Origin of the sequence: Mangrovicoccus ximenensis (assembly GCF_003056725.1) — a bacterium.
Lineage (GTDB): Bacteria > Pseudomonadota > Alphaproteobacteria > Rhodobacterales > Rhodobacteraceae > Mangrovicoccus > Mangrovicoccus ximenensis.
The window spans coordinates 19,628-42,484 of the sequence record NZ_QBKZ01000016.1 but is presented as its reverse complement, the minus strand read 5'-3'; the positions used below and the strand labels follow the sequence as shown (position 1 = coordinate 42,484).

Annotated in this window: 22 protein-coding genes and 3 pseudogenes; 14 read left to right on the top strand and 11 right to left on the bottom strand. The window is 68.9% G+C overall.

Going from position 1 to position 22,857, the window contains the following annotated elements; genetic code table 11:
- The 6 genes from fahA to C7T91_RS36395 form a co-directional block, all read right to left on the bottom strand.
- On the bottom strand, positions 1-1,080 hold the full coding sequence (fahA, locus tag C7T91_RS20440; RefSeq protein WP_269102271.1) for a fumarylacetoacetase: 1,080 nt from the start codon (positions 1,078-1,080) through the stop codon (positions 1-3).
- A gap of 286 nt (positions 1,081-1,366) precedes the next feature.
- Positions 1,367-1,696 (bottom strand): hypothetical protein, encoded by a 330-nt coding sequence (locus C7T91_RS20435; protein WP_108260867.1) that lies wholly within the window; start codon positions 1,694-1,696, stop codon positions 1,367-1,369.
- Between the two features lie 170 nt (positions 1,697-1,866).
- A complete protein-coding gene (gene der / locus C7T91_RS20430; protein WP_108260866.1) occupies positions 1,867-3,327 on the bottom strand; it encodes a ribosome biogenesis GTPase Der in 1,461 nt (486 codons plus the stop codon).
- A 48-nt stretch (positions 3,328-3,375) separates the two neighbouring features.
- Entirely contained in the window at positions 3,376-4,350 is a 975-nt protein-coding gene (locus C7T91_RS20425; protein ID WP_161556022.1) for an outer membrane protein assembly factor BamB family protein, read from the bottom strand.
- 386 nt (positions 4,351-4,736) lie between these two features.
- A complete protein-coding gene (locus tag C7T91_RS20420) occupies positions 4,737-5,060 on the bottom strand; it encodes an FCD domain-containing protein (protein ID WP_201742175.1) in 324 nt (107 codons plus the stop codon).
- Positions 5,061-5,105: 45 nt separating this feature from the next.
- Entirely contained in the window at positions 5,106-5,420 is a 315-nt protein-coding gene (locus C7T91_RS36395) for a helix-turn-helix domain-containing protein (protein ID WP_236638380.1), read from the bottom strand.
- A gap of 82 nt (positions 5,421-5,502) precedes the next feature.
- Here C7T91_RS36395 and C7T91_RS20410 point away from each other — a divergent pair, with 82 nt between their 5' ends.
- The 9 genes and pseudogenes from C7T91_RS20410 to C7T91_RS20370 form a co-directional block, all read left to right on the top strand.
- Entirely contained in the window at positions 5,503-6,678 is a 1,176-nt protein-coding gene (locus C7T91_RS20410) for a TauD/TfdA family dioxygenase (RefSeq protein ID WP_236638379.1), read from the top strand.
- Complete coding sequence (locus tag C7T91_RS20405) at positions 6,675-7,442, top strand: class II aldolase/adducin family protein (protein ID WP_108260864.1); 768 nt, start codon at positions 6,675-6,677, stop codon at positions 7,440-7,442. The genes C7T91_RS20410 and C7T91_RS20405 overlap by 4 nt, the downstream gene beginning before the upstream one ends.
- Positions 7,443-7,493: 51 nt before the next feature.
- Positions 7,494-8,441 carry a LysR substrate-binding domain-containing protein gene (locus C7T91_RS20400; protein ID WP_330848878.1) on the top strand — a complete coding sequence of 316 codons (948 nt, stop codon included), beginning with the start codon at positions 7,494-7,496 and terminating at the stop codon, positions 8,439-8,441.
- A 102-nt stretch (positions 8,442-8,543) separates the two neighbouring features.
- Positions 8,544-9,581: an ABC transporter ATP-binding protein gene (locus C7T91_RS20395; protein WP_236638378.1), complete on the top strand. Its 1,038-nt coding sequence runs from the start codon at positions 8,544-8,546 to the stop codon at positions 9,579-9,581.
- Between the two features lie 70 nt (positions 9,582-9,651).
- Positions 9,652-10,761, top strand: coding sequence for an ABC transporter substrate-binding protein (locus tag C7T91_RS20390; RefSeq protein WP_108260862.1), 1,110 nt, complete (start codon positions 9,652-9,654; stop codon positions 10,759-10,761).
- A gap of 56 nt (positions 10,762-10,817) precedes the next feature.
- Positions 10,818-11,627, top strand: coding sequence for an ABC transporter permease (locus C7T91_RS20385; RefSeq protein ID WP_108260861.1), 810 nt, complete (start codon positions 10,818-10,820; stop codon positions 11,625-11,627).
- On the top strand, positions 11,624-12,436 hold the full coding sequence (locus C7T91_RS20380; protein ID WP_108260860.1) for an ABC transporter permease: 813 nt from the start codon (positions 11,624-11,626) through the stop codon (positions 12,434-12,436). Before C7T91_RS20385 ends, C7T91_RS20380 begins: the two co-directional genes overlap by 4 nt.
- A 150-nt stretch (positions 12,437-12,586) precedes the next feature.
- Positions 12,587-13,747: an acyl-CoA dehydrogenase family protein gene (locus C7T91_RS20375; RefSeq protein WP_108260859.1), complete on the top strand. Its 1,161-nt coding sequence runs from the start codon at positions 12,587-12,589 to the stop codon at positions 13,745-13,747.
- Positions 13,748-13,750: 3 nt separating this feature from the next.
- Positions 13,751-14,089 (top strand): annotated as a pseudogene (locus C7T91_RS20370) (CoA-binding protein); the annotation flags it as partial.
- Here the strand turns inward: C7T91_RS20370 and C7T91_RS33700 are convergent.
- Entirely contained in the window at positions 14,043-14,258 is a 216-nt protein-coding gene (locus tag C7T91_RS33700; protein ID WP_201742234.1) for a hypothetical protein, read from the bottom strand. The pseudogene C7T91_RS20370 and the gene C7T91_RS33700 sit on opposite strands and share 47 nt — an antisense overlap.
- The gene (gene mgtE, locus C7T91_RS20365; RefSeq protein ID WP_108260858.1) at positions 14,255-15,688 is read right to left on the bottom strand and encodes a magnesium transporter; all 1,434 of its coding nucleotides are present in this window, start codon (positions 15,686-15,688) and stop codon (positions 14,255-14,257) included. Before mgtE ends, C7T91_RS33700 begins: the two co-directional genes overlap by 4 nt.
- 133 nt (positions 15,689-15,821) lie before the next feature.
- Here mgtE and guaD point away from each other — a divergent pair, with 133 nt between their 5' ends.
- Complete coding sequence (gene guaD, locus C7T91_RS20360) at positions 15,822-17,120, top strand: guanine deaminase (protein WP_108261638.1); 1,299 nt, start codon at positions 15,822-15,824, stop codon at positions 17,118-17,120.
- A gap of 7 nt (positions 17,121-17,127) precedes the next feature.
- Here guaD and C7T91_RS20355 read toward each other — a convergent pair whose 3' ends face one another.
- A complete protein-coding gene (locus C7T91_RS20355; protein ID WP_108260857.1) occupies positions 17,128-17,316 on the bottom strand; it encodes a hypothetical protein in 189 nt (62 codons plus the stop codon).
- A gap of 431 nt (positions 17,317-17,747) precedes the next feature.
- Here C7T91_RS20355 and C7T91_RS20350 point away from each other — a divergent pair, with 431 nt between their 5' ends.
- Positions 17,748-18,890, top strand: coding sequence for an ABC transporter permease subunit (locus tag C7T91_RS20350; RefSeq protein ID WP_108260856.1), 1,143 nt, complete (start codon positions 17,748-17,750; stop codon positions 18,888-18,890).
- A pseudogene (locus C7T91_RS39740) lies at positions 18,890-19,162 on the top strand (ATP-binding cassette domain-containing protein); the annotation flags it as partial. The gene C7T91_RS20350 and the pseudogene C7T91_RS39740, both read left to right, overlap by 1 nt.
- Before the next feature lie 123 nt (positions 19,163-19,285).
- Here the strand turns inward: C7T91_RS39740 and C7T91_RS20340 are convergent.
- The gene (locus C7T91_RS20340; protein WP_108260855.1) at positions 19,286-19,975 is read right to left on the bottom strand and encodes a nucleotidyltransferase family protein; all 690 of its coding nucleotides are present in this window, start codon (positions 19,973-19,975) and stop codon (positions 19,286-19,288) included.
- Positions 19,951-20,508: pseudogene (locus tag C7T91_RS38035) on the bottom strand (phosphotransferase); the annotation flags it as partial. The pseudogene C7T91_RS38035 and the gene C7T91_RS20340, both read right to left, overlap by 25 nt.
- Positions 20,509-20,516: 8 nt before the next feature.
- On the opposite strand from C7T91_RS38035, the gene C7T91_RS38030 reads away from it, so the two are divergent.
- Together C7T91_RS38030 and C7T91_RS20330 are read left to right on the top strand one after the other, a co-directional pair.
- Positions 20,517-21,248 (top strand): hypothetical protein, encoded by a 732-nt coding sequence (locus C7T91_RS38030; RefSeq protein WP_269102269.1) that lies wholly within the window; start codon positions 20,517-20,519, stop codon positions 21,246-21,248.
- Between the two features lie 67 nt (positions 21,249-21,315).
- Complete coding sequence (locus C7T91_RS20330; protein WP_236638377.1) at positions 21,316-22,335, top strand: LysR substrate-binding domain-containing protein; 1,020 nt, start codon at positions 21,316-21,318, stop codon at positions 22,333-22,335.
- Positions 22,336-22,857 lie beyond the last annotated feature (522 nt).

Genomic DNA, 22,857 nt, shown 5'->3' with positions numbered 1-22,857 from the left:
TCAGCGGGCGTAGGGATCCTCGAGCGCGGGCAGGACCTTGCCCGCGGCCTCGCCGAAGCCGATCGTGAAGCCGTCGCCCTTCGCGGCGCCGCGCAGCACCAGCGTGTCGTTGTCGGCGACGAAGCTGCGGCTGCTGCCGTCGGGCAGCGCGACCGGCTCCTTGCCGCCCCAGCTCATCTCGAGGAGGCTGCCGCGGCTGTCCTTCGAGGCCCCCGAGATCGTGCCCGAGCCCAGCATGTCGCCGACCCGCATCGGACAGCCCGAGGTCGTGTGATGCGCCAGCTGCTGGGCTGCGGAATAGTACATCTCGCGGTAGTTGGTGCGGCTCAGCACCGTCTCGGTGCCGCCCTCCGGGGTCAGCCCGACCTCCAGATCGATGTCGAAAAGCCCCGGGCGCGGCTCGTCGAGATAGGGCAGCAGCTCGCGCTCGCGCGGCGGCGTCGGGACGCGGAACGGCTCCAGCGCGGCCGGAGTGACGATCCAGGGGCTGATCGTGGTGGCGGTGGCCTTCGACTGGAACGGGCCCAGGGGCATGTATTCCCAGGCCTGGATGTCGCGCGCAGACCAGTCGTTCATCAGCACGTAGCCGAAGATCATCGCCTCGGCCTCGGCGACGGTGACCGGGCCTGTCGAAGGCTGGCCGACGATGCAGCCCATCTCCAGCTCGATGTCGAAGCGCTCCGAGGGCGCGAAGCGCGGCAGCTCGGCATCGGGCGCCTTGAGCTGGCCCCAGGGACGGCGCACTTCGCTGCCCGAGATGACGACCGAGGAGGCCCGGCCGTTATAGCCGATCGGGATCGACAGCCAGTTCGGCGGCAGCGCGTTTTCCGGCCCGCGGAACATGGTGCCGACATTGAAGGCATGGTTCTTGGCAGCATAGAAATCGGTGTATTCCGTCACCGAGAACGGCATGTGCAGCGCGGCGTCGGCCAGCGGCACCAGATGCGGCGCCACCTCGGCCTGCTGCGCCGCCCCTTCGGCCAGGAGCGCCGCCAGTTCTTCGCGGAAGGCGGCCCAGAGCGCCGGGCCATGCGCCATGAAGGCGTTCCAGGACGGCGCGGCGAAAGTGCCCCCGGGCACCGCCCGGTCCCCTGCAGCGCGCTCCGCCGGGCCTTCCCGGACCGGCGGCGCATGGCCGCCCCGCTCCGGCAGACCCCGAGTCCCCGCAAAGCCCCGCCCATTGCGTCCCTGGTCTCCGGCTCGGCGGCGCGCTCGCCGGGGAAGCAGACTGGGGCGGCTCCATGGTCCGGCCGGGAGAATGCGCAGCCTGCACATGGACGTCGGCCGCAAGAACCTTGAAAACCGCCGGGACCGGGACTGGGGCGTTGCGGCTTTCCGTGGCAGGGACGATGCCGTCAGCGGCCATTCAAAGCCGGGAGGATCGCCCCGGTTCCGATGCTGCCGGTACCGGAACGCAGGACATCCCTGCGCCTGTTCTAGGCAAGATAGCGCGGCCCGGGCCGTCCGGCGGGCGCAGCCAGACCACCCGGCCGTCGAGGCGGAACTTCATCGGGAATTTTCTTGCGTCGAGTTCGACTTGCCACCATTGCAGCGGCTTTTCGTCGAGCATCCGCCGCGTGAACAGCGCCTGCGCGTTGATCTCTTCGGCGATGCGGTTGCTGTCCAGCGGCTCGCCCGCGCGCATCAGCACGTATTCCATCGCCTCGTGAAGGTAGAGCTCTCCGGTCCTTGCCATCTCTGTCCGTCTCCGTCCGGCGCGGCGTCGCGGCCGCCCGGAGCCATGAAAGGCCGGAGGTGGTGAAATCGTGGTTAACGCCCGTACCGGCGCCAGGGGCGGCGCCAATCCGCAGCGTGGTCGCCATGGAAACGGAGAGGCCCCGGATGAACTCCGGGGCCGGACAGGGCTTACTTCTTCAGGTGCTTGTTCAGCCGCGAGGGCGTGGATTTCTTGCGTCCCTTGTAGGGGTTCGAATCCCCCTGCCCGCGGAACCACAGCCGGATCGGCGTGCCCGGCATGTCGAAATCCTGGCGCAGCCCGTTCACCAGATAGCGCTTGTAGGCATCGGGCAGCTTGTCGGGATGCGAGCACATCACCACGAAGCCCGGCGGCCGGGTCTTGGCCTGGGTCATGTAGCGCAGCTTGATGCGGCGGCCGCCCGGCGCGGGCGGCGGGTGGGCCTCCAGCATCGCGGTCAGCCAGCGGTTCAGCTGCGCGGTCGGGATGCGGCGGTTCCAGGTCATGTGGGCGCGCTCGATCGCTTCGCGCAGCCGGTCCATGCCGCGACCGGTCTTCGCGGAAAGCGTCACCAGCGGCGCACCGCGCAGCTGCGGCAGCAGGCGCTCAAAGGCGGTCTTCAGCTCGATCAGCTTGTCCTGGCGGTGCTCTTCGAGATCCCATTTGTTGATCCCGATCACCACCGCGCGGCCTTCGCGCTCGGCCAGGTCGGCGATGCGCAGGTCCTGCTGCTCGAACGGGATTTCCACGTCGAGGAGCACGACCACAACTTCGGCGAAGCGTACCGCGCGCAGCCCGTCGCTGACCGACATCTTCTCCAGCCGGTCCTGCACCTTGGCCTTCTTGCGCATGCCCGCCGTGTCGAAGATCCGCACCGGACGGCCGTCCCAGTCGACCTGCACCGAGATCGAGTCGCGGGTGATCCCGGCCTCGGGACCGGTCAGCAGCCGGTCCTCGCCCAGAAGCTGGTTGATCAGCGTCGACTTGCCCGCATTGGGGCGGCCGACCACGGCAACCTGCAGCGGCTTCTTCGGGTCGTAGTCCGGGAAGACCTCGCCATCCTCGTCGGACACGTCAACATCGGTTTCGGGCGCGTGCTCGACGGCATCCGCGGCGGCGGCGGCCAGTTCCTCGGCATGCTCTTCGACGAGCGGCTGCAGGAAGGCATAGAGCTCCGCCATGCCTTCGCCATGCTCGCCCGAGATCTGCAGCGGCTCGCCGAGGCCCAGCGAATAGGCCTCCAGCGCGCCTGCGGCCCCGGCGGCGCCCTCGGCCTTGTTGGCGGCGAGGAGCACGGTCTTGGCGCGGCGGCGCAGGATCTCGGCGAAGAGCTCGTCATTGGCGGTGACGCCCGCGCGGGCGTCGATCATGAAGAGGCAGGCATCGGCCATGTCGACGGCGCGCTCGGTCAGGCGGCGCATGCGCCCCTGCAGGCTGTCATCGGTGGCGTCTTCGAGGCCCGCCGTGTCGATCACGGTGAACTTGAGATCGCCAAGGCGCGCCTCGCCCTCGCGCAGGTCGCGGGTGACGCCCGGCTGGTCATCGACCAGCGCCAGGCGCCGGCCGACGAGACGGTTGAACAGGGTCGACTTGCCCACATTGGGGCGGCCGACGATGGCGAGCTTGAACACCTTGGGCCCTCCTGAAGGATCAGGCGCCGCTCTTAGCGCATTCCGCCGTCAACGGAAAGCGCGAAGCACGCCGTCCTGGGTCAGCACGTAAAGCGTGTTGCCCGCGACGATCGGAGCCGACGCGGCGGGGGCGCCGAGCTGGGTCGCGCGCAGCAATGCGCCGCTCGCCGGATCGATTTCGCGCAGCAGCCCGTCGCTCGAGGCGAGGATCAGCCGGCCGCCCGCGAGGACCGGGCCGTAATGCACGAAGACATCCTTGCGGCGCTTGACCTTCTCGGCCTCGAAGAGCGGCAGGGTCGCGGCCCAGACGGTGGTGCCGTCGGAGGCATTGACCCGCAGCAGCCGGCCTTCGTCGGAGACGAGGAACAGCGCGCCGCCCGCGGCGACCACCGGGCCGGTGGCGCCTTCGAGCGAGGTCCAGATCCGGTCGCCGCTATCGGCATCGAGCGCGGCCAGGCGCCCGGCCTCGGTCGCGACATAGACGGTGCCGTTCGACACCACCGGGCTGTTCGGAATCTCGCCGTAGGCGCCGTAGGCGCGGCCGGTGCGGCTGCCTGCGAGCGAGCCGTTCCACAGGCTGATCCCGGCCTGGCGCAGCACGGTGGTCAGCTCGCCATTGCCGAAGGGGAAGATCACGGCATTGCCGGTCAGAACCGGAACGCCGCTGCCCAGCATCGAGGCGGAGGCCGTGCTGCCCTCGATCTGCCACAGGATGCGGCCGGTTTCGAGATCGACCGCCGAGCCCATGCCGTCGCGCGAGGTGACGTAGACCAGCCCGTCCGCAACCATCGGCGCGGCGGTGACGGCAGCGCCGAAATTCTTGTCCCAGGCTTCCGCGCCGCTGGCGGCGGAAAGCGCATGCAGACGGCCATAACCGGTGGTGACGAGAAGCGTGCCGCCCTCGACGGCGAGGCCGCCGCCGACCACGGCGCCCGGACGCTCGCCCGGCGGGACCAGCGATTTCGACCAGGCGACGGTGCCGTTCGAGGCAACCGCGCTGACCGTGGCCGCGCTGTCGAGCACATAGACCAGTTCACGGACGGAGCGACGGTGGCGCCGTCTTGATGGATGCAATCAAGGATTGGGTTGAAGGACCGCCGGAAAGCCGAGCTGCATCACCACCTGCGGGACTGGCTGGCAATTCCGACACTTGCTCCGCGACAACCGCGATCAGGCGCAGGACATTCGTCGCCCCTTGCGATCATGCTCCGACAGGCAGGCACCGGCCGCCTGTGCTGGTTCAGCACTTGGTCTCCGCCTTGGTCCAAGGAGGGGTGCTGTGGACTGGGCCGGCTCCCGCAGCGACTGCTTCATGCGGTCAGGGACCATTCCGGAGGAGCCGGATCATGGATGCCGCATCGCTCCAGCCGGGCCTGCGGGGGGGGGGGCGGTGGGGGCGCGGGGCCAGGTCAGCCTCCGGCCCAAGCCCTTGTCTTCGGCGCCTTGCGGTCTCGGGCGTCCTGCAGATGCCGGCGCAGGTGTTCCGAGGCCTCGATCACGCGCTCGGCCTCGAGCAGCGACAGTATCCGCAGATGGTCGCCGCATTCCGCCTTCAGCCGGGCGCGGTCCACCTTGGCGCGGTATTCCAGCAGGCGGCGCATCCGGTTCACCCGTTCCAGCGCCATGGTGAAGAACGGATTGTTCGACATGGCCACCAGCGACTCGTGGAAAGTCGCGCCATGGCCGAGGATGGTCTCGTTCGGGCGGGCCCGGAAGCGTGGGAGACAATGCACTCCAGCTTCGCGGTCATTGCCGCCCGCTGCGCGCAGCCGGTCAGGTCACCCCCTCGGTTCGAGCGGCCGGGGCGGTGCGGAAGGTTTCCGCATGACTTTTCCCGCTTGCTTCGGGCGCTTGTTCCCGCGGCGCCGCCCCGCCGGTGTCGCAGCACCGGCCTGCTGCCGCCGGACCGCCTCGGCCGAAGCCCCGGCCCTGCGGTCGAAGAGCGCGGTGCCGACATGGTCCTCGAGCGCGCGCAGCGCCTGGCTGACCGCGGGCTGGGTCACGTTGAGCCGCGCCGCCGCGTCGCGCATCGATCCGTGCCGCGACACCGCCTCGAAGGTCGCCAGCAGGCGCAGGGGCGGCAGACGGTCCATAAGTTAACTCCTGGCTTAACTTACATTCAGTGTAACCCGCCTGTTCGGCAAGGGGAACTCGTGAAATCTTCCGGTTCAGGACATGCCGGATCACGGCCACAAGCTTCTGAGGTACAACATGAATGTCATGAGTCATCCGGTCACGGCCGCCATCCTGAAGGACAAGGGCCTGGACATCGTCCTGGCCGACGGGCAGCCGCACTACTTCAACTACTACTGGCTGCGCGACAACTGTCCCTCCTCTTTCGACAGCGCCACCCGCGAGCGCAGCTTCGACATCTTCCATCTCGAGGCGGCGCCGCGCGCGGTCTCGGCCGAGCTGGCGGGCGATGCGCTGGAGATCGCCTGGCAGGACGAGGCCCATGTCACCCGCTTCCCGCTGGCCTGGCTCGAGGCGCATGCCGGGGCCGCGCCGCGCCCGGACCCCTCCGACCTGCCGCGCAAGGCGTGGTACGGCGACCACTATCCGGATGTGCCGCGCTTCGACCATGCCACGCTGCTCGGGGATGCGGGGCTGCGCGCCAAGTGGATCGAGGCAATGCTGGTCGAGGGCTTCACCATCGTCACCGGCATGCCCGACAGCGACGAGGCGCTGACCCGCACCGCCAACCTGATCGGCCAGGTCCGCCCGACTTTCTTCGGCGACTATTTCGACGTGCGCACCCATATCGCGCCGACCAACACCGCCTATACCTCGGCGGCGCTGGAGCTGCATACCGACACCCCGGCCGAGGAACATGCACCGGGCGTCCAATTCCTGCATTGCCGCGCGAATACCGTGCAGGGCGGCGGCAGCCTCTATTCCGACGGGGTGGCGGTGGCCAACGACTTCCGCAAGCGCGACCCCGAGGGCTTCCGGCTGCTGTCGGAAATCGCGGTGCCGTTCTATTGCGAGCATGACACCTACGACATGCGTTCGCGCCAGACGGTGATCGAACTCGACAAGCACGGCGAAGTCTCCGGCCTGACGATCAGCCAGCACATGCTCGACATCATCGACCTGCCGCAGGACCTGCTCGACGACTACTACCCGGCCTTCTGCCGCTTCGGGAAGATGCTGCAGGAAGAGAAATACATGATGCGCTTCCTGATGAAGGCGGGCGAATGCATGGTCTTCGACAACCACCGCATCGTGCATGGCCGCGCCGCCTATTCCGCGACCAGCGGCGAGCGCTACCTGCGCGGCTGCTACACCGATCGCGCCGAGATGCGCTCGACCTACCGCGCGCTGGTCTCGGAAGGGAGGTTCCGGGCATGAATGTCGCCGCACCCTGCCGGACGGCCGGGGAGGATGCCGGCCTGGCCGCCCTGCGGCAGGATCTGGCCGATGCCTTCCGCATCTGCCACATGCTGGGATGGAGCGAGTCCGTCGGCAACCATTTCAGCGCGGCGGTCTCGGAGGACGGCAAGCGGTTCCTGCTGAACCCGCGATGGCAGCATTTCGCGACGATCAGGGCCTGCGACCTGCTGTTGCTCGACAGCGACGATACCGGGGTGCTCGACCGCCCCGGCGCGCCGGATGCCTCGGCCTGGTGCGTGCATGGCACGATGCACCGCAAGCTGCCGGAGGCGCGGGTGATCCTGCATGCGCATTCGCCCTATGCGACCGCGCTGGCCTGCCTCGCCGATCCGGCACTGGTGCCGATCGACAACAACACCGCGCGCTTCCACGGGCGCACCGCCTATGATCTCGATTTCGGCGGGATCGCCGATGCCGAGGAAGAGGGCGAGCGGCTGGCGGCAGCGCTCGGGGACAAGTCGGTCCTGGTGATGGGCAACCATGGCGTGACCATCGTCGGCGACACGGTCGCGGCGGCCTTCGAGGACCTCTACTTCTTCGAGAAGGCAGCACAGACGCTGATCCTCGCGCGGTCCTCCGGCCAGCCTCTGGCGGTGCTGCCGGATGCGGTGGCGCAGAACACCGCCGATGGCTGGGAGGCCTATCGCGGCATGGCGGAGCGGCATTTCGCCTTCCTGCGCGCGCAGCTGCCGAAGCTGCCGGGCTGCGGCACGCAGTTCTGACAAGGGCAGGGGGCGCCTGGCCGGGCCGCCCCCCTCGCCAGACGCGCAAAGATCGCCTATCCGGCAGGAACCGGACCCGGGGAGGCGATCATCAGACGGTATCCATCCATCCAGGCCCTGCGCGCGATCGAGAGCGTCGCGCGTCTCGGGGCCATCTGGCGCGCAGCCGAAGAGCTGAACGTCACCCGCAGCGCGATCAGCCACCAGCTGCGCCTGCTCGAGCGCGACCTCGGCTTCAAGATCCTCGAACGCTACGGCAATGCCACCGAGATCACGCCGCGCGCCCAGGCCTATGCCGCCGAGGTGCGCCGGGCGCTGAGCATGATCGCCGCCTCCTCGGTGCGCGCCGCGCAGGAGGGGCTGAGCGGCACGCTGACGGTCAGCTGCCCGCCGGGCTTCGCCTCGGGCTGGCTCTGCCTGCATATCCGCGATTTCGCCGAACGCCATCCCGACATCGTGCTGCGCATCCACAGCGCGCGGAACTTGGCGGAAACCGACAATCCCGAAATCGACACCTTCATCACCTTCGGCCACGAGCTGCGCGCCCATGTCGCCGCCGAGCCGCTGGTCAAGGTGGAGTTCACCCCGCTCTGCAGCCCGGCCTACCTGACGCGGTTCAACGGCTTCGGCGACATCCGCGCGCTGCAGCACGCGACGCTGCTGCATATCGGCGATTTCACCGACTGGGAGGACTGGCTGCAAATCGCCGGGCTGCCCGCCGAGATGGGCCGCCGCGGCATCTGCTATTCCGACATGAACGTGGTCTATACCGCCGTGCTCGCGGGCGAGGGGATCGCCATCGGCGACACGGTGATCTGGCGGCAGGCACTGGAAAACGGGCAGCTCGTGCGTCCATTTTCGCCCTCCCTGCATACAGAAACCGGCTATTATCTGTGCACGCCGGAGGCAAATCTGGAAAATCCGCTGGTCCGGGAATTCCATAACTGGCTGAAAAGACGTCTCGAAATGAACCATATGCGCCCAGAAGGGGATGGGTGACAAATTTCATTTGCCGCCGGACCGAAAAGGTTTCATTTGCAGATCTTCCGCTCGCCTTTCACGTTCAGGGCACGCGAACAGGGCAGATGGAAAGGGGCGATTGTGACCGGCACAGCGCAGATCGAAGCGTGCTCGATCGACAGGAAATTCGGGACATTCAGCGCGCTGAGCGGCGTGTCCCTCAGCCTCGGCGAAGGCGAGTTCCTGTCGCTCCTCGGACCGTCGGGCTCCGGAAAATCCACCTTCCTGTCGATCATCGGCGGCTATGACGCCCCGACCTCGGGGAAGCTCCTTTTCGAGGGGCGCGACATCACCGCCACCCCCGCCAAGGAGCGCGGCTTCGGCATGGTCTTCCAGGGCTATGCGCTGTTTCCCCACCTCACCGTGGCCGAGAACATCGCCTTCCCGCTGAAGGTCCAGAAGCGGCCCCGCGCGGCAATCCGCGACCGGGTCGCCGAGATGGTCGAGATGACCGGCCTCTCGGGCCACGAGAAGAAGAAGCCCGCCGCATTGTCGGGCGGCCAGCAGCAGCGCGTCGCGCTGGCGCGGGCGCTGGCCTACGAACCGCGGGTGCTGCTGCTCGACGAGCCGTTCTCGGCGCTCGACCGCAACCTGCGCACCCAGATGCAGGAGGAGCTGCGCCGCCTGCACCGCGACCTCGGCACCACCTTCGTCTTCGTCACCCACGACCAGGAAGAGGCGCTGGCGCTGTCCTCGCGGATCGCGATCTTCAACCACGGCCAGCTCCAGCAGATCGGCCGTCCGGAGGAGATCTACGAGGCGCCCGCCAACCGCTTCACCGCGGAATTCCTCGGCGACATCAACATCCTGACGCTCGACAGCGCGGGCGGCGGCATCTGCGGCACGCCGATCGTTCTGCCCGGCAACGCGGTGCCGACCGGCGGCCACCTGGCGATGCGCCCCGAGCACATGCGCCTGGCTGCCGGCAGCGACGGCAACCAGCTTCCGGTGCGGCTGCGCGACCGGGTCTATCTGGGCCCGAAATCGCGGCTGATGCTGGAAACCCGCGGCGGCGAGGAGCTGATGCTCTATGTCGAGAACGACGCTCTCCTGCCGCAGCTCGCGGCCGGGTCCGAGCTGCACGTCGCCTGGGATGCCCGCCACAGCTTCTTCCTCTGACCTCCCCCGATCCCCCGGCCCGCCGAGACCGGTGCGCCGCCGACACGAAAATCCAGCAACAGGCAAAGACATGAACGGACATTTCCAGAGAGACTGCATCGAGCTGCTGGGCGAACGTTTCGCCAAGGGCCAGATTTCCCGCCGCAACATGCTGCAGGGGCTCGGCGCCCTGCTCGGAACCTCGGCCATCGGCCTGGGCTCCCGCGCGCATGCGGCGGCCGGAAACCTGGTCCTCGTCAACTGGGGCGGCGACGCGCTGACCGCCATGGACGAGGCCTTCGGCAAGCCCTTCGCCGAAGCCACCGGCATCACCGTGCGCTATGACGGCTCGGGCCCCTCCGAAGGCGCCATCATCGCCCAGAACCAGAGCGGCAGCCCGACCTGGGATCTGGTCGACTGCGAGCCCTTCTCGGCGCAGACGCTGGGCCGCCAGGGCATGGTCGAGCCGATCGACTACAGCGTCGTCGATCCCGCCAAGCAGCGCGAGGGCTTCGGCTGGGAATACGCGGCCTCGGCCTATTTCTACTCCTATGTCATCGCCTATGACGCGACGATGTTCGACGAAGCCCCGACCTCTCTGGCGGATTTCTTCGACACCGAGCGGTTCCCCGGCAAGCGCGCGATGCACAAATGGGGCGCGGGCATGTGGGAAGCGGCGCTGCTGGCCGACGGCGTGGCGCCCGAGGACCTCTATCCGCTCGACCTGGAGCGCGCCCATGCCAAGATCGCCGGCTTCAAGGAGCATGTCGGCGCGTTCTGGGGCGGCGGCGCGGAAAGCCAGTCGCTGCTGCTGAACGGCGACGTGTCGATGGCGCTGATCTGGAACACCCGCGCCAGCGTGCTGCACCGCGACACCGAGGGCGAGATCACCTTCACCTGGGACGGCGGCATCATCGGCCCGGGCGGGCTGACCGTGGTCAAGAACAACCCCGGCGGCAAGGATGCGGCGATGCAGTACATCGCCATGGCCCAGGACCCGGCGCGCCAGGCCGTGCTGTTCGAGTTGCTGGGCAACGGCCCGGCGAACCCCGCGGCGGACGCGCTGATCGCCGAAGAGGACCGCCGCTTCAACCCGGTCGACCCCGAGAACTTCGCCAGGCAGATCCCGCTCGACATGGCCTGGTACGAAGAGAACTACAGCGCGGCGCTGGATGAGTACCTGAAGATCATCTCCGCCTGATCCGAGCCAACGCCGCCTCCGCCCCTGCCGGGCGGAGGCGCAGCCAAGGACCCTCCATGCGCCCCTTTCTCGTTCTGATCTGCCCGGTGCTGCTGCTCCTGGGCCTGAGCTACCTGTTGCCGTTTCTCGGCATCATGCGGCTCAGCTTCACCGATCCCGTGCCGGGCCTCGCGCAATACCGCACGGTGGCCGAGGATCCGCTGATCCTCTCCGTCATCTGGCGGACGCTGCGGATCTGCGCGATCGTCACCGCCGTCTCGGTCGCCGCCGCCTATGTCGTCACGCTCCTGTGGGTGCGCGGCCGCCCGCTGACCCGCAGCATCGTCGAGCTCTGCATCATGATCCCGTTCTGGATCTCGGTGCTCAGCCGCGCCTTCGGCTGGCTCTCCTTCCTGTCGAACCGGGGCCTCCTGAACACCTGGCTGAAGGATGCCGGGCTGATCGAGACCTCGCTGCAGATGACCCGCAACGAATTCGCCATCATCGTCGGCATGTCGCATTACCTGATCCCCTTCGCGGTCTTTCCTCTGGCCACCGCGATGCGCAATCTCGACGAACGCACGCTGATCGCCGCCGAGGGCATGGGCGCCTCGCGCCTGCGCATCTTCTGGCAGGTCTTCCTGCCGATGACGGCAAGCGGCATCCTCGGCGCGACGCTGTTGGTCTTCGTCTTCTCGGTGGGCTTCTTCGTCACCCCCGCGCTCCTGGGCGGCGGCCAGTCGGTGATGGTGGCCGAGCTGATCTACCTGTGGATCTTCCAGACGCCGAAATGGGGCCTTGCCGCCGCGATGAGCGTCATCCTGATGCTCGGCGTCGGCAGCATCCTCGTCCTGCTGATGCGCCGCTACGGGAGGATCGCGCAATGACCATGCTGCGTCCCGGCCGCCTGGCCACGCTGATCACCGGGCTCGTCGCGCTGTTCCTGCTGATGCCGCTGATCGCGGTGGTCCCGGTCAGCTTCACCTCGCGGCGCTATCTCAGCCTGCCCGACGGCAACTGGTCGCTGCGCCACTACCGTGCCCTGTTCGAGGACCCGGCCTGGCTCGACAGCTTCCTGACATCGGTCAAGGTCGGCACGGCGGCCAGCCTCATCGCGGTCGTCCTCGCCACCGCCTTCTGCTGCGGGCTCTGGATGCTCCGGCCGCGCTTCCGCGGGCTGATGACCGGCTTCGTGCTGCTGCCGATGGTGACGCCGCCCGTCGTGTCCTCGCTGACGCTCTACTTCTTCCTCACCCGGCTGACCCAGTGGAACGGCATCATCGCCTATGACACGCTGGGCGGCGTGATCCTCGCCCATGTCGTGATGATCGTGCCCTATGCCGTGGTGGTGGTGATGGTGTCGCTGTCGCAGCTCGACCGCCGCATCGACCTGGCGGCGCAGTCGATGGGCGCGGGCGTCGCGACCCGGCTCTTCGGGGTGATCCTGCCCAACATCCGCTTCGGCCTGATTGGCGCGTTCTTCCTCTGCTTCCTGCTCTCGTGGGACGAGATCGGCGTCACGCTCTTCGTGACCTCGGTGAACACCGTCACCCTGCCGCGGCAAATGTGGATGGGGCTGCGCGACAATGTCGATCCGGCGATCGCCGCGCTCTCGGTGGTGCTGATCGCCGTGGTCACCCTGGTCGTCATCGCCCGCGCGCTGATCCAGCACCGCAAGTCCCGCCGCGGGACCTGACCCGACTGTCCGCGCTGCCCCCCGGGGCGGCGCGACCCGAACCGCCCCGATGCCGGCGCAGGCGCGCCCGGCAAAGGGGGAAGGTCTGCCCGCCTGCCTGCGGCGGACCGCCAGAAGACACAGACACATGATCCAGGAAGAGGGTCCCCCATGCATTTCGGACTGACCGATGAACAGGAGATGATCGTCTCCACGGTGCGCAGTTTCGTCGAGAACGAGATCTATCCCCACGAGGCCGAGGTCGAGCGGACCGGCGAGGTTCCCGCCGAGGTCGCGCAGGAGATCAAGCAGAAGGTCATCGACCTCGGCTTCTACGCCTCGAACTTCCCCGAAAGCGTCGGCGGGCCGGGGCTAAGCCATGTCGATTTCGCCCTGGTCGAGCGCGAGCTCGGCCGCGGCTCGATGGCGCTGACCCATTTCTTCGGCCGCCCGCAGAACATCCTGATGGCCTGCAAGGACGAGCAGATCGGGAAATACCTGCTGCCCGCGGTGCGCGGCGAGCGGATGGATGCGCTGGCGATGACGGAGCCCGATGCCGGGTCGGACGTGCGCGGCATGAAATGCAGCGCCACCCGCGACGGCGGCGACTGGGTGCTGAACGGCTCCAAGCATTTCATCTCGGGCGCCGACCATGCCGATTTCTTCATCGTCTTCGTCGCCACCGGCGTCGACGAGACGCCACGCGGCCCGAAGAAGCGGATCACCTGCTTCCTCGTCGACCGCGGCACCCCGGGCTTCGAGGTGGCGCGCGGCTACAACTCGGTCTCGCATCGCGGCTACAAGAACTGCATCCTCTATTTCGACAACTGCCGCCTGTCGGACGCGCAGGTGCTGGGCGAGGTCGATGGCGGCTTCGACGTGATGAACGAGTGGCTCTACGCCACGCGGATCACGGTGGCCACCATGTCGGTCGGCCGCGCGCGCCGGGTCTTCGACCATGCCGTGGACTATGCCGCCGGGCGCAGCCAGTTCGGCCAGCAGATCGCGAAATTCCAGGGCGTCAGCTTCCAGATCGCCGACATGATCACCGAGATCGACGCAGCCGACTGGCTGACCCTGTCCTCCGCCTGGCGCCTCGACCAGGGCCTGCCCGCCAACCGCGAGATCGCCTCGGCCAAGGTCTATGCCTCGGAAATGCTGGCCCGCGTCACCGATGCGGCGCTGCAGATCCATGGCGGCATGGGGCTGATGGACGAGCTGCCGATCGAGCGGTTCTGGCGCGATGCGCGGGTCGAGCGCATCTGGGACGGCACCTCGGAAATCCAGCGGCACATCATCAGCCGCGAGATCTTCCGCCCGGTCGGAGCCTGAGCCATGCAGCCGCTGTCCCGTCTGTTCTCGCCCAGGTCCATCGCCGTGATCGGCGGCGGCACCTGGTGCGATGCCGTCATCCGCCAGTGCCGCAGCACCGGTTTCGCGGGCGAGATCTGGCCCGTCCATCCGAAGAAGGCCGAGATCGGCGGCCTTCCGGCCTATCCGGATCTCGGCGCCCTGCCGGGCGTGCCGGATGCGGCTTTCATCGGCGTCAACCGGGCGCTGACCGTCGAGGTGGCGGGGCAGCTGTCGCGCATGGGCTGCGGCGGCGCGGTCTGCTTCGCGGCCGGCTTCAGCGAGGCGGTGGCCGAGCTGTCCGACGGCGCCGAGGCAGCGGGTCGATTTCCGTGCCGATCGGCGAATAGCCCGCCACCACCTGCCCGGCGAATTCCGCCAGCAGCGCGCCGAGCGCCGCCAGCGCCGGGGCGGGATCGACGATGCCATGCGCCGCCGCGCGGCGGATCTTGGCTTCGGCGCGGATGGCGATCTTGCGTTCGGTCAGGGTCATAGCAGCACCAAGGTTGCGAGGCCGAGGAAGGCGAAGAAGCCCACCACGTCGGTCACGGTCGTCACGAAGGTCCCGGAGGCCAGCGCCGGGTCGAGCTTCAGCCGCTCCAGCGTCACCGGCACGAGGATGCCCGAGAGCCCGGCGACGAAGAGGTTGATCACCATCGCCAGCGCGATCACCCCGGCCAGGGCGAGATTGCCGAACCAGACCAGTTCGATCGCGCCCATGATGACGGCGAAGGCGACGCCATGGACCAGCCCCACCGCGCCTTCGCGGCGGATCACCCTCATCAGGTTCGAGCGCGTCAGGTCCTTGGTGGCGAGCGCCCGCACCGCCACGGTCAGCGACTGGGTCCCGGCATTGCCGCCCATCGAGGCGATGATCGGCATCAGCACGGCCAGCGCCACCAGCTGGGCCAGCGACTCCTCGAAGAGCGAGATCACCATCGAGGCGACGATCGCGGTGACGAGGTTCACCACGAGCCAGGGCAGGCGCGACTTCACCGTGTCGACCACGCCGTCGGAGATCGAGCTTTCGTCCGAGACGCCGGCGAGGCGCAGGATGTCCTCCTCGGCCTCCTCTTCCAGCACGATCATGGCGTCGTCGATGGTGATCACCCCGACCAGCCGGCCGGAATCGTCGACAACCGGCGCCGAGATCAGGTGGTACTGGTTGAAGGCATAGGCGACGTCCTTCTCGGGCAGGTCGACCGCGATGGTGCGGAAGGTCTCCTCGGTGATGTCGCCGAGCACCACGTCGCGCTTCGAGGCCAGGAGGCGGCCGAGCGTGACATAGGCAATCGGGCGCATCGCCGGATCGACCAGGATGACATGGTAGAACTGCTCGGGCAGCTCCTCGGCGGTGCGCAGGAAGTCGATCGCATGGCCCACCGTCCAGTCGGCGGGCGCAACGACGAATTCGCGCTGCATCAGGCGGCCGGCCGAATATTCCGGATAGGTCAGCGCCATCTGCACCGCGACGCGGTCGGTCGCGTCGAGCGCGTCGAGAATGCCCTTCTGGCGGTCCTCCTCGAGGAATTCGACCAGGTCGACCACGTCGTCGGTGTCGAGGTCGCGCACCGCCTCGGCCAACGCTTCGGGCGCCAGCGTCTCGATCACTTCCTCGCGGATGCCCTCGTCAAGTTCCGACAGCACCTCGCCGTCGATCTGCGCGGGCACCAGCGCGAGGATCTGCTGCCGCTCGGCGCCGCTGACCTGTTCGAGAAGGTCGGCGATGTCGGCCGAGTGCATCGGGTCGAGATATTCGTTCAGCCGGTCGACATCCTCGACCGCCAGGGCCGCCTGGACCCGGCCGAATCGGCGCTCGTCCATCCGGTGGCTGTCTTCGTCGATCTCGTGGTCGATTTCCGCCTGCTGGGCGGTCTCTTCCTCGGTTTCGGGGGTCTCGGGTCTGGTCTGGTCTTCGGTCATGGGGCCCCCTTGCTGCACGGATGACGCGGGCACCATAGGCATCGGCAGGCGGCGCGCAAGGGACGGAGCGCATTTGCCCTTTTCCCGCAGCGGCCGCCGGGGCACTGTGGCCGGGAACCGCTGCGAGTATCCGATGTCACGACTGATCCTGGGCCAGACCCTGAGCTTCACCGCCGATCCCTTCGCCACGCCTGCCGCGGAGGCGGTGCGCCACGAGCGCCGCGGCGCGGTGCTGGTCGAGGATGGCAGGATCGCCGCCATCGGCCCCGCCGACGATCTGCGCGCGGCGCATCCGCAGGCGGCCGTCACGGACCATGGCGACGGGCTGGTCATGGCGGGCTTCGTCGATGCCCATGTGCATTACCCGCAGACCGCGATCATCGCGAGCTGGGGCAAGCGGCTGATCGACTGGCTGAACGACTACACGTTCCCCGAGGAACTGCGCTTCGGCGATCCGGATTACGCGGCAGCGGTCGCCGGGCGCTATCTGGATCTGGTGCTGGCCAACGGCACGACGACGGTCTGTTCCTACTGCACGATCCATCCCGAAAGCGTCGAGGCGCTGTTCTCCGCCGCCGAGGCGCGCGGCATGCGGATCGCGGCGGGCAAGACCTGCATGGACCGCAATGCCCCCGAGGGGCTGCGCGACAGCCCTGCCCTCGCCTATGACCAGTCGAAGGCGCTGCTGCGGAAATGGCACGGCCGGGCGCGGCTGGACTACGTGATCACGCCGCGCTTCTCGCCGACCTCGACGCCGGAGCAGCTCGAGGCGCTCGGCAGCCTCTGGGCCGAGCATCCGGACTGCCTGATGCAGACCCATCTGAGCGAGCAGACCGACGAGATCGCCTGGATGCGCGGACTCTTCCCCGACGCGCGCGACTATCTCGACACCTACGAACGCTTCGGCCTCCTGGGCGAACGGGCGCTCTACGGCCATGCGATCTGGCTCGAGGCGCGGGAAATCGCCCGGCTGGCCGAGACCGGCGCGGCGCTGGTCCATTGCCCGACCTCGAACACCTTCATCGGCTCGGGGCTGTTCCGGACGCGCGAACATGCGGTGGCTGGCCAGCCGGTCGGACTGGCGACGGATACCGGCGGCGGGTCGAGCTTCTCGATGCTGCGCACCATGGCCGCCGCCTACGAGGTCGGCCAGCTGTCCGGCACGCCGCTGCATCCGGCGCAGCTTCTGTGGCTGGCGACCTGCGGCTCGGCGCGGGCCATGCATCTGCAGGACAGGATCGGCAATCTGGAGGCCGGCAGGGAGGCCGACATCATCGTTCTGGATCTTGCCTCCACCCCGGCGATCCGCCAGCGGGCGCAGGAGGCGGACACGCTCTGGGAGGCTCTGTTCCCCACGATCATGATGGGCGACGACCGGGCCGTTGCGGCGGTCTATGTCGCTGGCAAGCCCGCGCCGCGCGGCGCGGGCTGATCCGGGATCAGAAGCGGTGCGGCAGCATGCTGCGCTGCCAGGACTGCATCATCGCCATCTGGGCCTGGGCAAGCTGCGTGACGAAAGCGGTCCGCCGGCGGGCGGCGGGCACGGAAACGGTCTCGGCTTGGCGCGGCGACATGAAGTCGGTGTCGGCGTCGTCGATGAAGGCTTCCAGGTCTTCTCTCGTCAGCATGGCGTTACCCCTTTCACGGGACCCGGTGTCGTCCGGGTCGCTTTGTTAACTCCGCTTCGGCAATTTCGTTCCGATCGGTCCGCAGTTCTTAACACATTCTTTCGCGTTTGCGATAGCAGTTTTGCCCAAGTTTTACGACCATAGTTTAGTCTTTCGCCGCTGTTTTGTTCAGTTTGCGAAGAAAATGTGACTTGCCGCGGCCGGGCGGCACGCCGCGGCGCAGCGCGGCGCGTCAAAATGGCCGCATGTCGCGAATCGCGAGCGAATGGCGCCGCCGCTGCGGCCGGGCCGGCCGCGGATGATCCGAAAGTCTCGGAAAAAACGGGTGACGCGGCGGGCCGCGATGCTAGGCTCGGGCGCGCGAAGCCATTTGCCACCGCGGCGGGCCGGAGGAGGACCGGAGCGCCGCCGGAACAGGGAGGAGAAGGATTTTGGACAGCAAGGTACCCATTGCCGCCGCCGTCGCAGGCGTGGTCGGCGTGCTTGTCGGCACGATGATGGCCCCCTCGGGCCCCGACAACGAGGAGATCGCCGCGATCGTCAGCGAGAAGCTGGCCGAGTCGCGGGCCGAACCCGACCCGCTGGCCGGGCGGATCGACGACCTGCAGGCCTCGGTCGATGCCCGTTTCGCCGAGCTCAGCGGCGCGATGGAACCGCAGATGGGCGATCTCGGCAGCTCTGTCGCGGCGCTGCAGGAGAAGTTCTCGGGACTGGAGACCACGGCCCAGTCGCTGATGGACCGCTCCGCCGCCGATATCGAGACCCTGCGCAGCCAGATCGACGGCGTCGCCAGTTCGCTCGGCAAGACGATGAGCGAGGCCGCCGCGACGCAGATCACCGCGCTGCAGGGCCAGCTCGACCAGCTCAGGCAGGCGCTCGCCGCCCGCCGCGACGAGGCGGCAACGCCTGCCGCCGCACCGGTCGGCTGCGCGGCGCTCGCCGGCCTCGTCGGCCTCGCCACCTCCGGCCTCACGGGCCATGTCATCGGCCTCGCCACCCTTGCGGTCGGCATGCTGCTGTGGCTCGCGATGCTGAACTGGACCGGCGTGACCGGCGGGCCGAACGGCATCTTCGGCATCCCGCGCCCTTCGCTCTCGGTCCTGCCCGATGTACCGATGACCTCGGTCGCGGCGCAGTACTGGCTGGCGCTCGGCCTGCTCGTCCTCATGGTGCTGGCGCTCGGCCGGCTGATCGGCTCGCCGATCGGGCTGAGCTGGCGGGCGATCCGAGAGGACCGCGTCGCCGCCCATGCCGCGGGCCTGCCGGTGCGCCGCTATCTGGTCACCGCCTTCGCCGCCGCCGGGCTCTGCGCCGGGCTCGCGGGCGGGCTCTACGCCTTCCTGCACCGCTTCATCAGCCCCGACAGCTTCCGCATGGACACGTCCTTCCTGCTGATCGCGATCGTGGTGCTGGGCGGGCTCGGCAACCTGACCGGCGCCATCCTCGGAGCGGCCGCGCTGGTCGTGCTGCCCGAGGCGCTGCGCGACACCGCCGAGTTCCGGATGATCCTGTTCGGCGCCGTTCTCTATCTCACGCTGCGGTTCCGGCCGCAGGGCATCGCGGGAGTGCACTGATGTTCGACATGACCGAGAAATCCGCAGGCCTCGTGCTCGACCGCGTCAGCGTGGCCTTCGGCGGGCTGAAGGCCGTCGATGCGGTCAGCCTGACGGTGGAGCCGGGCGAGTTCGTCGGCATTGTCGGCCCGAACGGCGCCGGAAAATCGACGCTGATCCAGGCGGTCACCGGCTTCGCCCGGCCCGCGGAGGGCAGCATCGCCTTCGGCGGCACCCGGCTCGACGGCCGCCGCCCCGAGGAGATCGCCGCGCTGGGGATCGGCCGCACCTTCCAGACCAGCCGGGTGTTTCCCGGCCTCGCCATCGGCGACAGCGTCTGGCGCAGCCCCGCCGCCAGCGCGGCCGGGAAGTCCTGTCCCGGCGCCAGCGAGAAGGCGCGGGGGGCGGGGCCGGGCTCAAACATCGGCCAGCATCGCTTCGGCTTCGGCGATCCCGCCGGGATGGCCGACATCGCACCACATCCCGGGATGGATCACGCCGAAGAGCCGCCCGGCCGCCATCGCGTCCTCCCAGGCGGCCTTCACCGAAAACACCTCGTCGGCGCAATCGGCCACCGCGCGGGTCGCGAGGATCTGCGCGCCGGTATAGGCCAGCTCCGGCGCCCAGCTCAGCTTCCCTGCGTCATCCATGGCGAAGCCCGAGTTCAGCGCATGTCCCACCGCGCGCTCCGGCGGGCAGAGGAGCAGCAGCCCGTCCATCCGCTCGGGGTCCCAGGCATCGGCCAGCGTCGCCATCGCCAGCGGCCCGGTCCAGACCGCGTCGGTATTCATCGTGAAGACCGCCTCGGGATGGCCCATGAGCGGCAGCGCCGCCTTCAGCCCGCCGCCGGTGTCCAGGATCCTGTCCCGCTCCTGCGAAAGCAGGAGCCTCCTGCTTTCCGCCGCCGCCGCGATCTGCCCGCCCAGGTAATGCGCATTCACCGCGCGCCGGGTGATCTGCGGGATCGCGCATTGCGCCAGCGCATGGTCGAGCAGGCTCTGCCCCGCCACCTCGATCAAGGGTTTCGGCCGCGTGTCGGTCAGCGGGCGCATCCGCGTGCCGAAGCCGGCCGCGAAGAGCATCACAGTGTCGGGACGGTTCCGCATCGGTCCTTCAGCTCCTGCAGCTTGGCAACGGACGGGTCTGGCAGGGCGGCCTGCACGAGGCCGCGCAGCTCCGCCAGGGAAGGGTGGGCAAGGTCGGTCCTCAGATGGTCCCAGACCCGCGGGATCAGGTCGACATAGCCGGGCTTGCCGAAATGCAGCGACAGCCGGGCGAAGACGCCGAGGATGCGCAGGTTGCGCTGCGCGCCCATCGCGGCATAGGCAAGGTCGAACTGCGCCGGGTCGAAGCCGGTCAAGGCGAGGTAATGCGCCTTCGCCGCCGCCACGGTGGCTTGCGTCACGTCGCGGCGCGCGTCTTCCAGCAGCGAGACGAGGTCATAGGCCGGATGGCCCGCCGCCGCGTCCTGGAAATCGAGGAGCCCGACCCGCGCCGCGCCGTCGCGCTCCGGCAGCCAGAGCAGGTTCTCGGCATGGTAGTCGCGCTGCACCAGCACCCGCGGCCCGTCATGCGGGGCAAGCGCCGCCGCTCGGCGCCAGCGCCAGCGCCATGGGGAACTCGACCACCAGCCTCGGCGGCGAGAGCATGACCGATGGTCCCGGCGCGACTGCGGTCGGCTGGCAGGCCAGCGCCGGGGCGGAACGGGCCCAGGCCTTCGGCCATCTTGCCAATGCCGACGGGGTGCGCAGCCTGGCCGTGGGCGAGGATGCCAATGCCACCTCCGACTTCTCCACGGCCATCGGCAACCAGTCCTCGGCCAGCGGCACCGACGCGCTGGCCATCGGCGACACTGCCATGGCGTCCGGCACCTCGACCACCGCGGTCGGCGGCGAAAGCGTGGCGAGCAATACCGCCGCCACCGCCTTCGGCTGGCAGGCGGAGGCCAGCGGGGTGCGGGCGCATGCGCTCGGCCATCTTGCGGAGGCCAGCGGCGATTTCTCGCTGGCGGTCGGCGAGGCGGCCTCGGCCACGGGGATGAATTCGACCGCGATCGGCAACGGCGCCGTCGCCGACGAGGACAACGAATTCACGCTGGGCAATGCCGACAACACCTACACGCTGGCCGGCTTCTCCGACGAGATCGACGACGGCGACTATGGCTTCCTGAGGGTGGATGGCGACGGACAGCTCTCGGCGGTCGATACCGCGGATCTGCTCGACATCCTGTTCGATGCCCGCTTCGACGCGGAATTCGAGCTGGAACTCTCGGGGATGGCGCAAGCCGAGGCACCGGCCGCGGCTCCGGCGCCGGAGATGCCCGACATGCCCGCGATGCAGGACATGCCCGACGCGGACGATCTGGCCGCGCTGGCCTGATCTTCCCGGCCCGCGGCAGAGGCTGCCGCGGGCCCCTTCGATCCGACGGAACGCCAAGGGAGGGGACATGCCCGATACCGACCGACACCAGACCGCCACGGGGGCGATCCGGGCCCATGCCGTCATGGCGCTCGGCTTCAGCCTGATGGTGAACATCCTGTTCTTCGCCTCGCCGCTCTACATGATGCAGCTCTACGGCCGGGTGCTCGACTCCCGCAGCCTGGAAACGCTGGCCTCGCTCTCGGCGGTACTGCTGCTGGTGCTGATCGCGATGGCCGCCGCTGATGCCGCGCGCGGACGGCTGCTGGCGCGCGCGGCGGCGCGGCTCGACCGGCACACCCGGCCCGCCAGCCTGACCGAGCCCGGGGAGCTCCTCGCCCGCGCGGTGCGCGACGGGCTGGGGCAGATCGCCGGGGCGATCGAGGACATCCGGGCGCTGGCCGGACAGGAGGGCCAGCAGGTCACGGTCGCCTGCACGATCGGCATGGCCACCCACTGGCTGATGCCGCGGCTGCCGGGCTTCTACGCGCTGCATCCCGAGATCACCGTCAACGTCCAGGCGCCCTCGACCGACCTGCCCGAGCTGGCGCCGGGGATCGACCTGGCGATCCGCTACGGTACCGGCGGCTGGCGCGAGGGAGTGACGGTCAAGCTTTTCGACGAAAGCGTCTGCCCGGTCGGCGCGCCCGCTTTGGTCGAGCGCCTGCTGGCCGGGGGCACTGGCCTCGACCGGGCGCCGCTGATCCATGTGCGCAGCCCGTTCAACCGCCATTGGGCGGGCTGGGAAGACTACCTGAAGCTCGCCGCGGTCGCCCGGCCGCGGCTCGGCGGGCAGAGCTTCAACAACTATGTCCAGGCTGGACAGGCCGCTCTGGACGGGCGCGGGTTGATGCTGGGCTGGCGCTCGATCAGCGAGCGCAATGTGGCGGACGGGGTCCTGCGCGAATGGCCCGGCGGCCGGCTGGATCTGGGCACGGCCTATTTCGCCACCTCGGCGCGGAAGATGCCGCAGGCCGCGGCGCTGTTCCTCGGCTGGCTGACCGCCGCCGGAACCTCCGGCGCTCCGGCCATGGGTGCCGGGACCTGAAAGGACATGTCCGGCGCATCGCGAAAGCGGCATGGGGCGCGGCGGTCCGCGTCACGGCACGGTCCGCGATCTGCAGGATGGCCGCCGGAGCGAGGCCTTCCGGCCCAGCTGCGGCCTGGCTGTCTCAGGCGGGAAACGCCGCTTCCTGCGCCCGGCAAACCGGAGATCCCGGGCGGCAGGTGACGCTTGACGGTCTTGCCGTCCGGTCCTTCTGACCCTGCCCCGGCTTCCGCCTGCTGGAAAGCCCGCTTCCGCCGCGGCGCTCCGGGTTCTGAAGTGCCTTCCTGGCTTTGCCCCCTGGCCGCAAGAGGACCGGAGCGGCTTGGCGCAGGCCGGCGGAGCCGATGGCGGACTTCGGCCTTGTCCGGGAGCCGCGCGGACTTGCCGATCTGTCCCTGGGGACGGCACCGGTCCAGGATGGCGCACGAGGGGTCTCCGTGCTGCTGCACGGGCCTTGCCGGACATCGGAAACGGATGTCGGCGGATATCAGGAGGGCCGCACTGCATGGCGCGCCGCGGTCC

Excerpts from the sequence above, each read along its gene's own strand:
- C7T91_RS20375 (WP_108260859.1), top strand. The coding sequence starts at position 12,587 with ATGCATTTCGGACTGACCGATGAACAGGAGATGATCGTCTCCACGGTG.
- C7T91_RS20435 (WP_108260867.1), bottom strand. The coding sequence starts at position 1,696 with ATGGCAAGGACCGGAGAGCTCTACCTTCACGAGGCGATGGAATACGTG.
- C7T91_RS20340 (WP_108260855.1), bottom strand. The coding sequence starts at position 19,975 with ATGCGGAACCGTCCCGACACTGTGATGCTCTTCGCGGCCGGCTTCGGC.
- C7T91_RS20355 (WP_108260857.1), bottom strand. The coding sequence starts at position 17,316 with ATGCTGACGAGAGAAGACCTGGAAGCCTTCATCGACGACGCCGACACC.
- C7T91_RS20380 (WP_108260860.1), top strand. The coding sequence starts at position 11,624 with ATGACCATGCTGCGTCCCGGCCGCCTGGCCACGCTGATCACCGGGCTC.
- C7T91_RS20410 (WP_236638379.1), top strand. The coding sequence starts at position 5,503 with ATGCCGGATCACGGCCACAAGCTTCTGAGGTACAACATGAATGTCATG.
- C7T91_RS20390 (WP_108260862.1), top strand. The coding sequence starts at position 9,652 with ATGAACGGACATTTCCAGAGAGACTGCATCGAGCTGCTGGGCGAACGT.
- C7T91_RS33700 (WP_201742234.1), bottom strand. The coding sequence starts at position 14,258 with ATGACCCTGACCGAACGCAAGATCGCCATCCGCGCCGAAGCCAAGATC.
- C7T91_RS20330 (WP_236638377.1), top strand. The coding sequence starts at position 21,316 with ATGCCCGATACCGACCGACACCAGACCGCCACGGGGGCGATCCGGGCC.
- C7T91_RS20405 (WP_108260864.1), top strand. The coding sequence starts at position 6,675 with ATGAATGTCGCCGCACCCTGCCGGACGGCCGGGGAGGATGCCGGCCTG.
- guaD (WP_108261638.1), top strand. The coding sequence starts at position 15,822 with ATGTCACGACTGATCCTGGGCCAGACCCTGAGCTTCACCGCCGATCCC.
- C7T91_RS36395 (WP_236638380.1), bottom strand. The coding sequence starts at position 5,420 with ATGGACCGTCTGCCGCCCCTGCGCCTGCTGGCGACCTTCGAGGCGGTG.
- C7T91_RS20385 (WP_108260861.1), top strand. The coding sequence starts at position 10,818 with ATGCGCCCCTTTCTCGTTCTGATCTGCCCGGTGCTGCTGCTCCTGGGC.
- C7T91_RS38030 (WP_269102269.1), top strand. The coding sequence starts at position 20,517 with ATGACCGATGGTCCCGGCGCGACTGCGGTCGGCTGGCAGGCCAGCGCC.
- mgtE (WP_108260858.1), bottom strand. The coding sequence starts at position 15,688 with ATGACCGAAGACCAGACCAGACCCGAGACCCCCGAAACCGAGGAAGAG.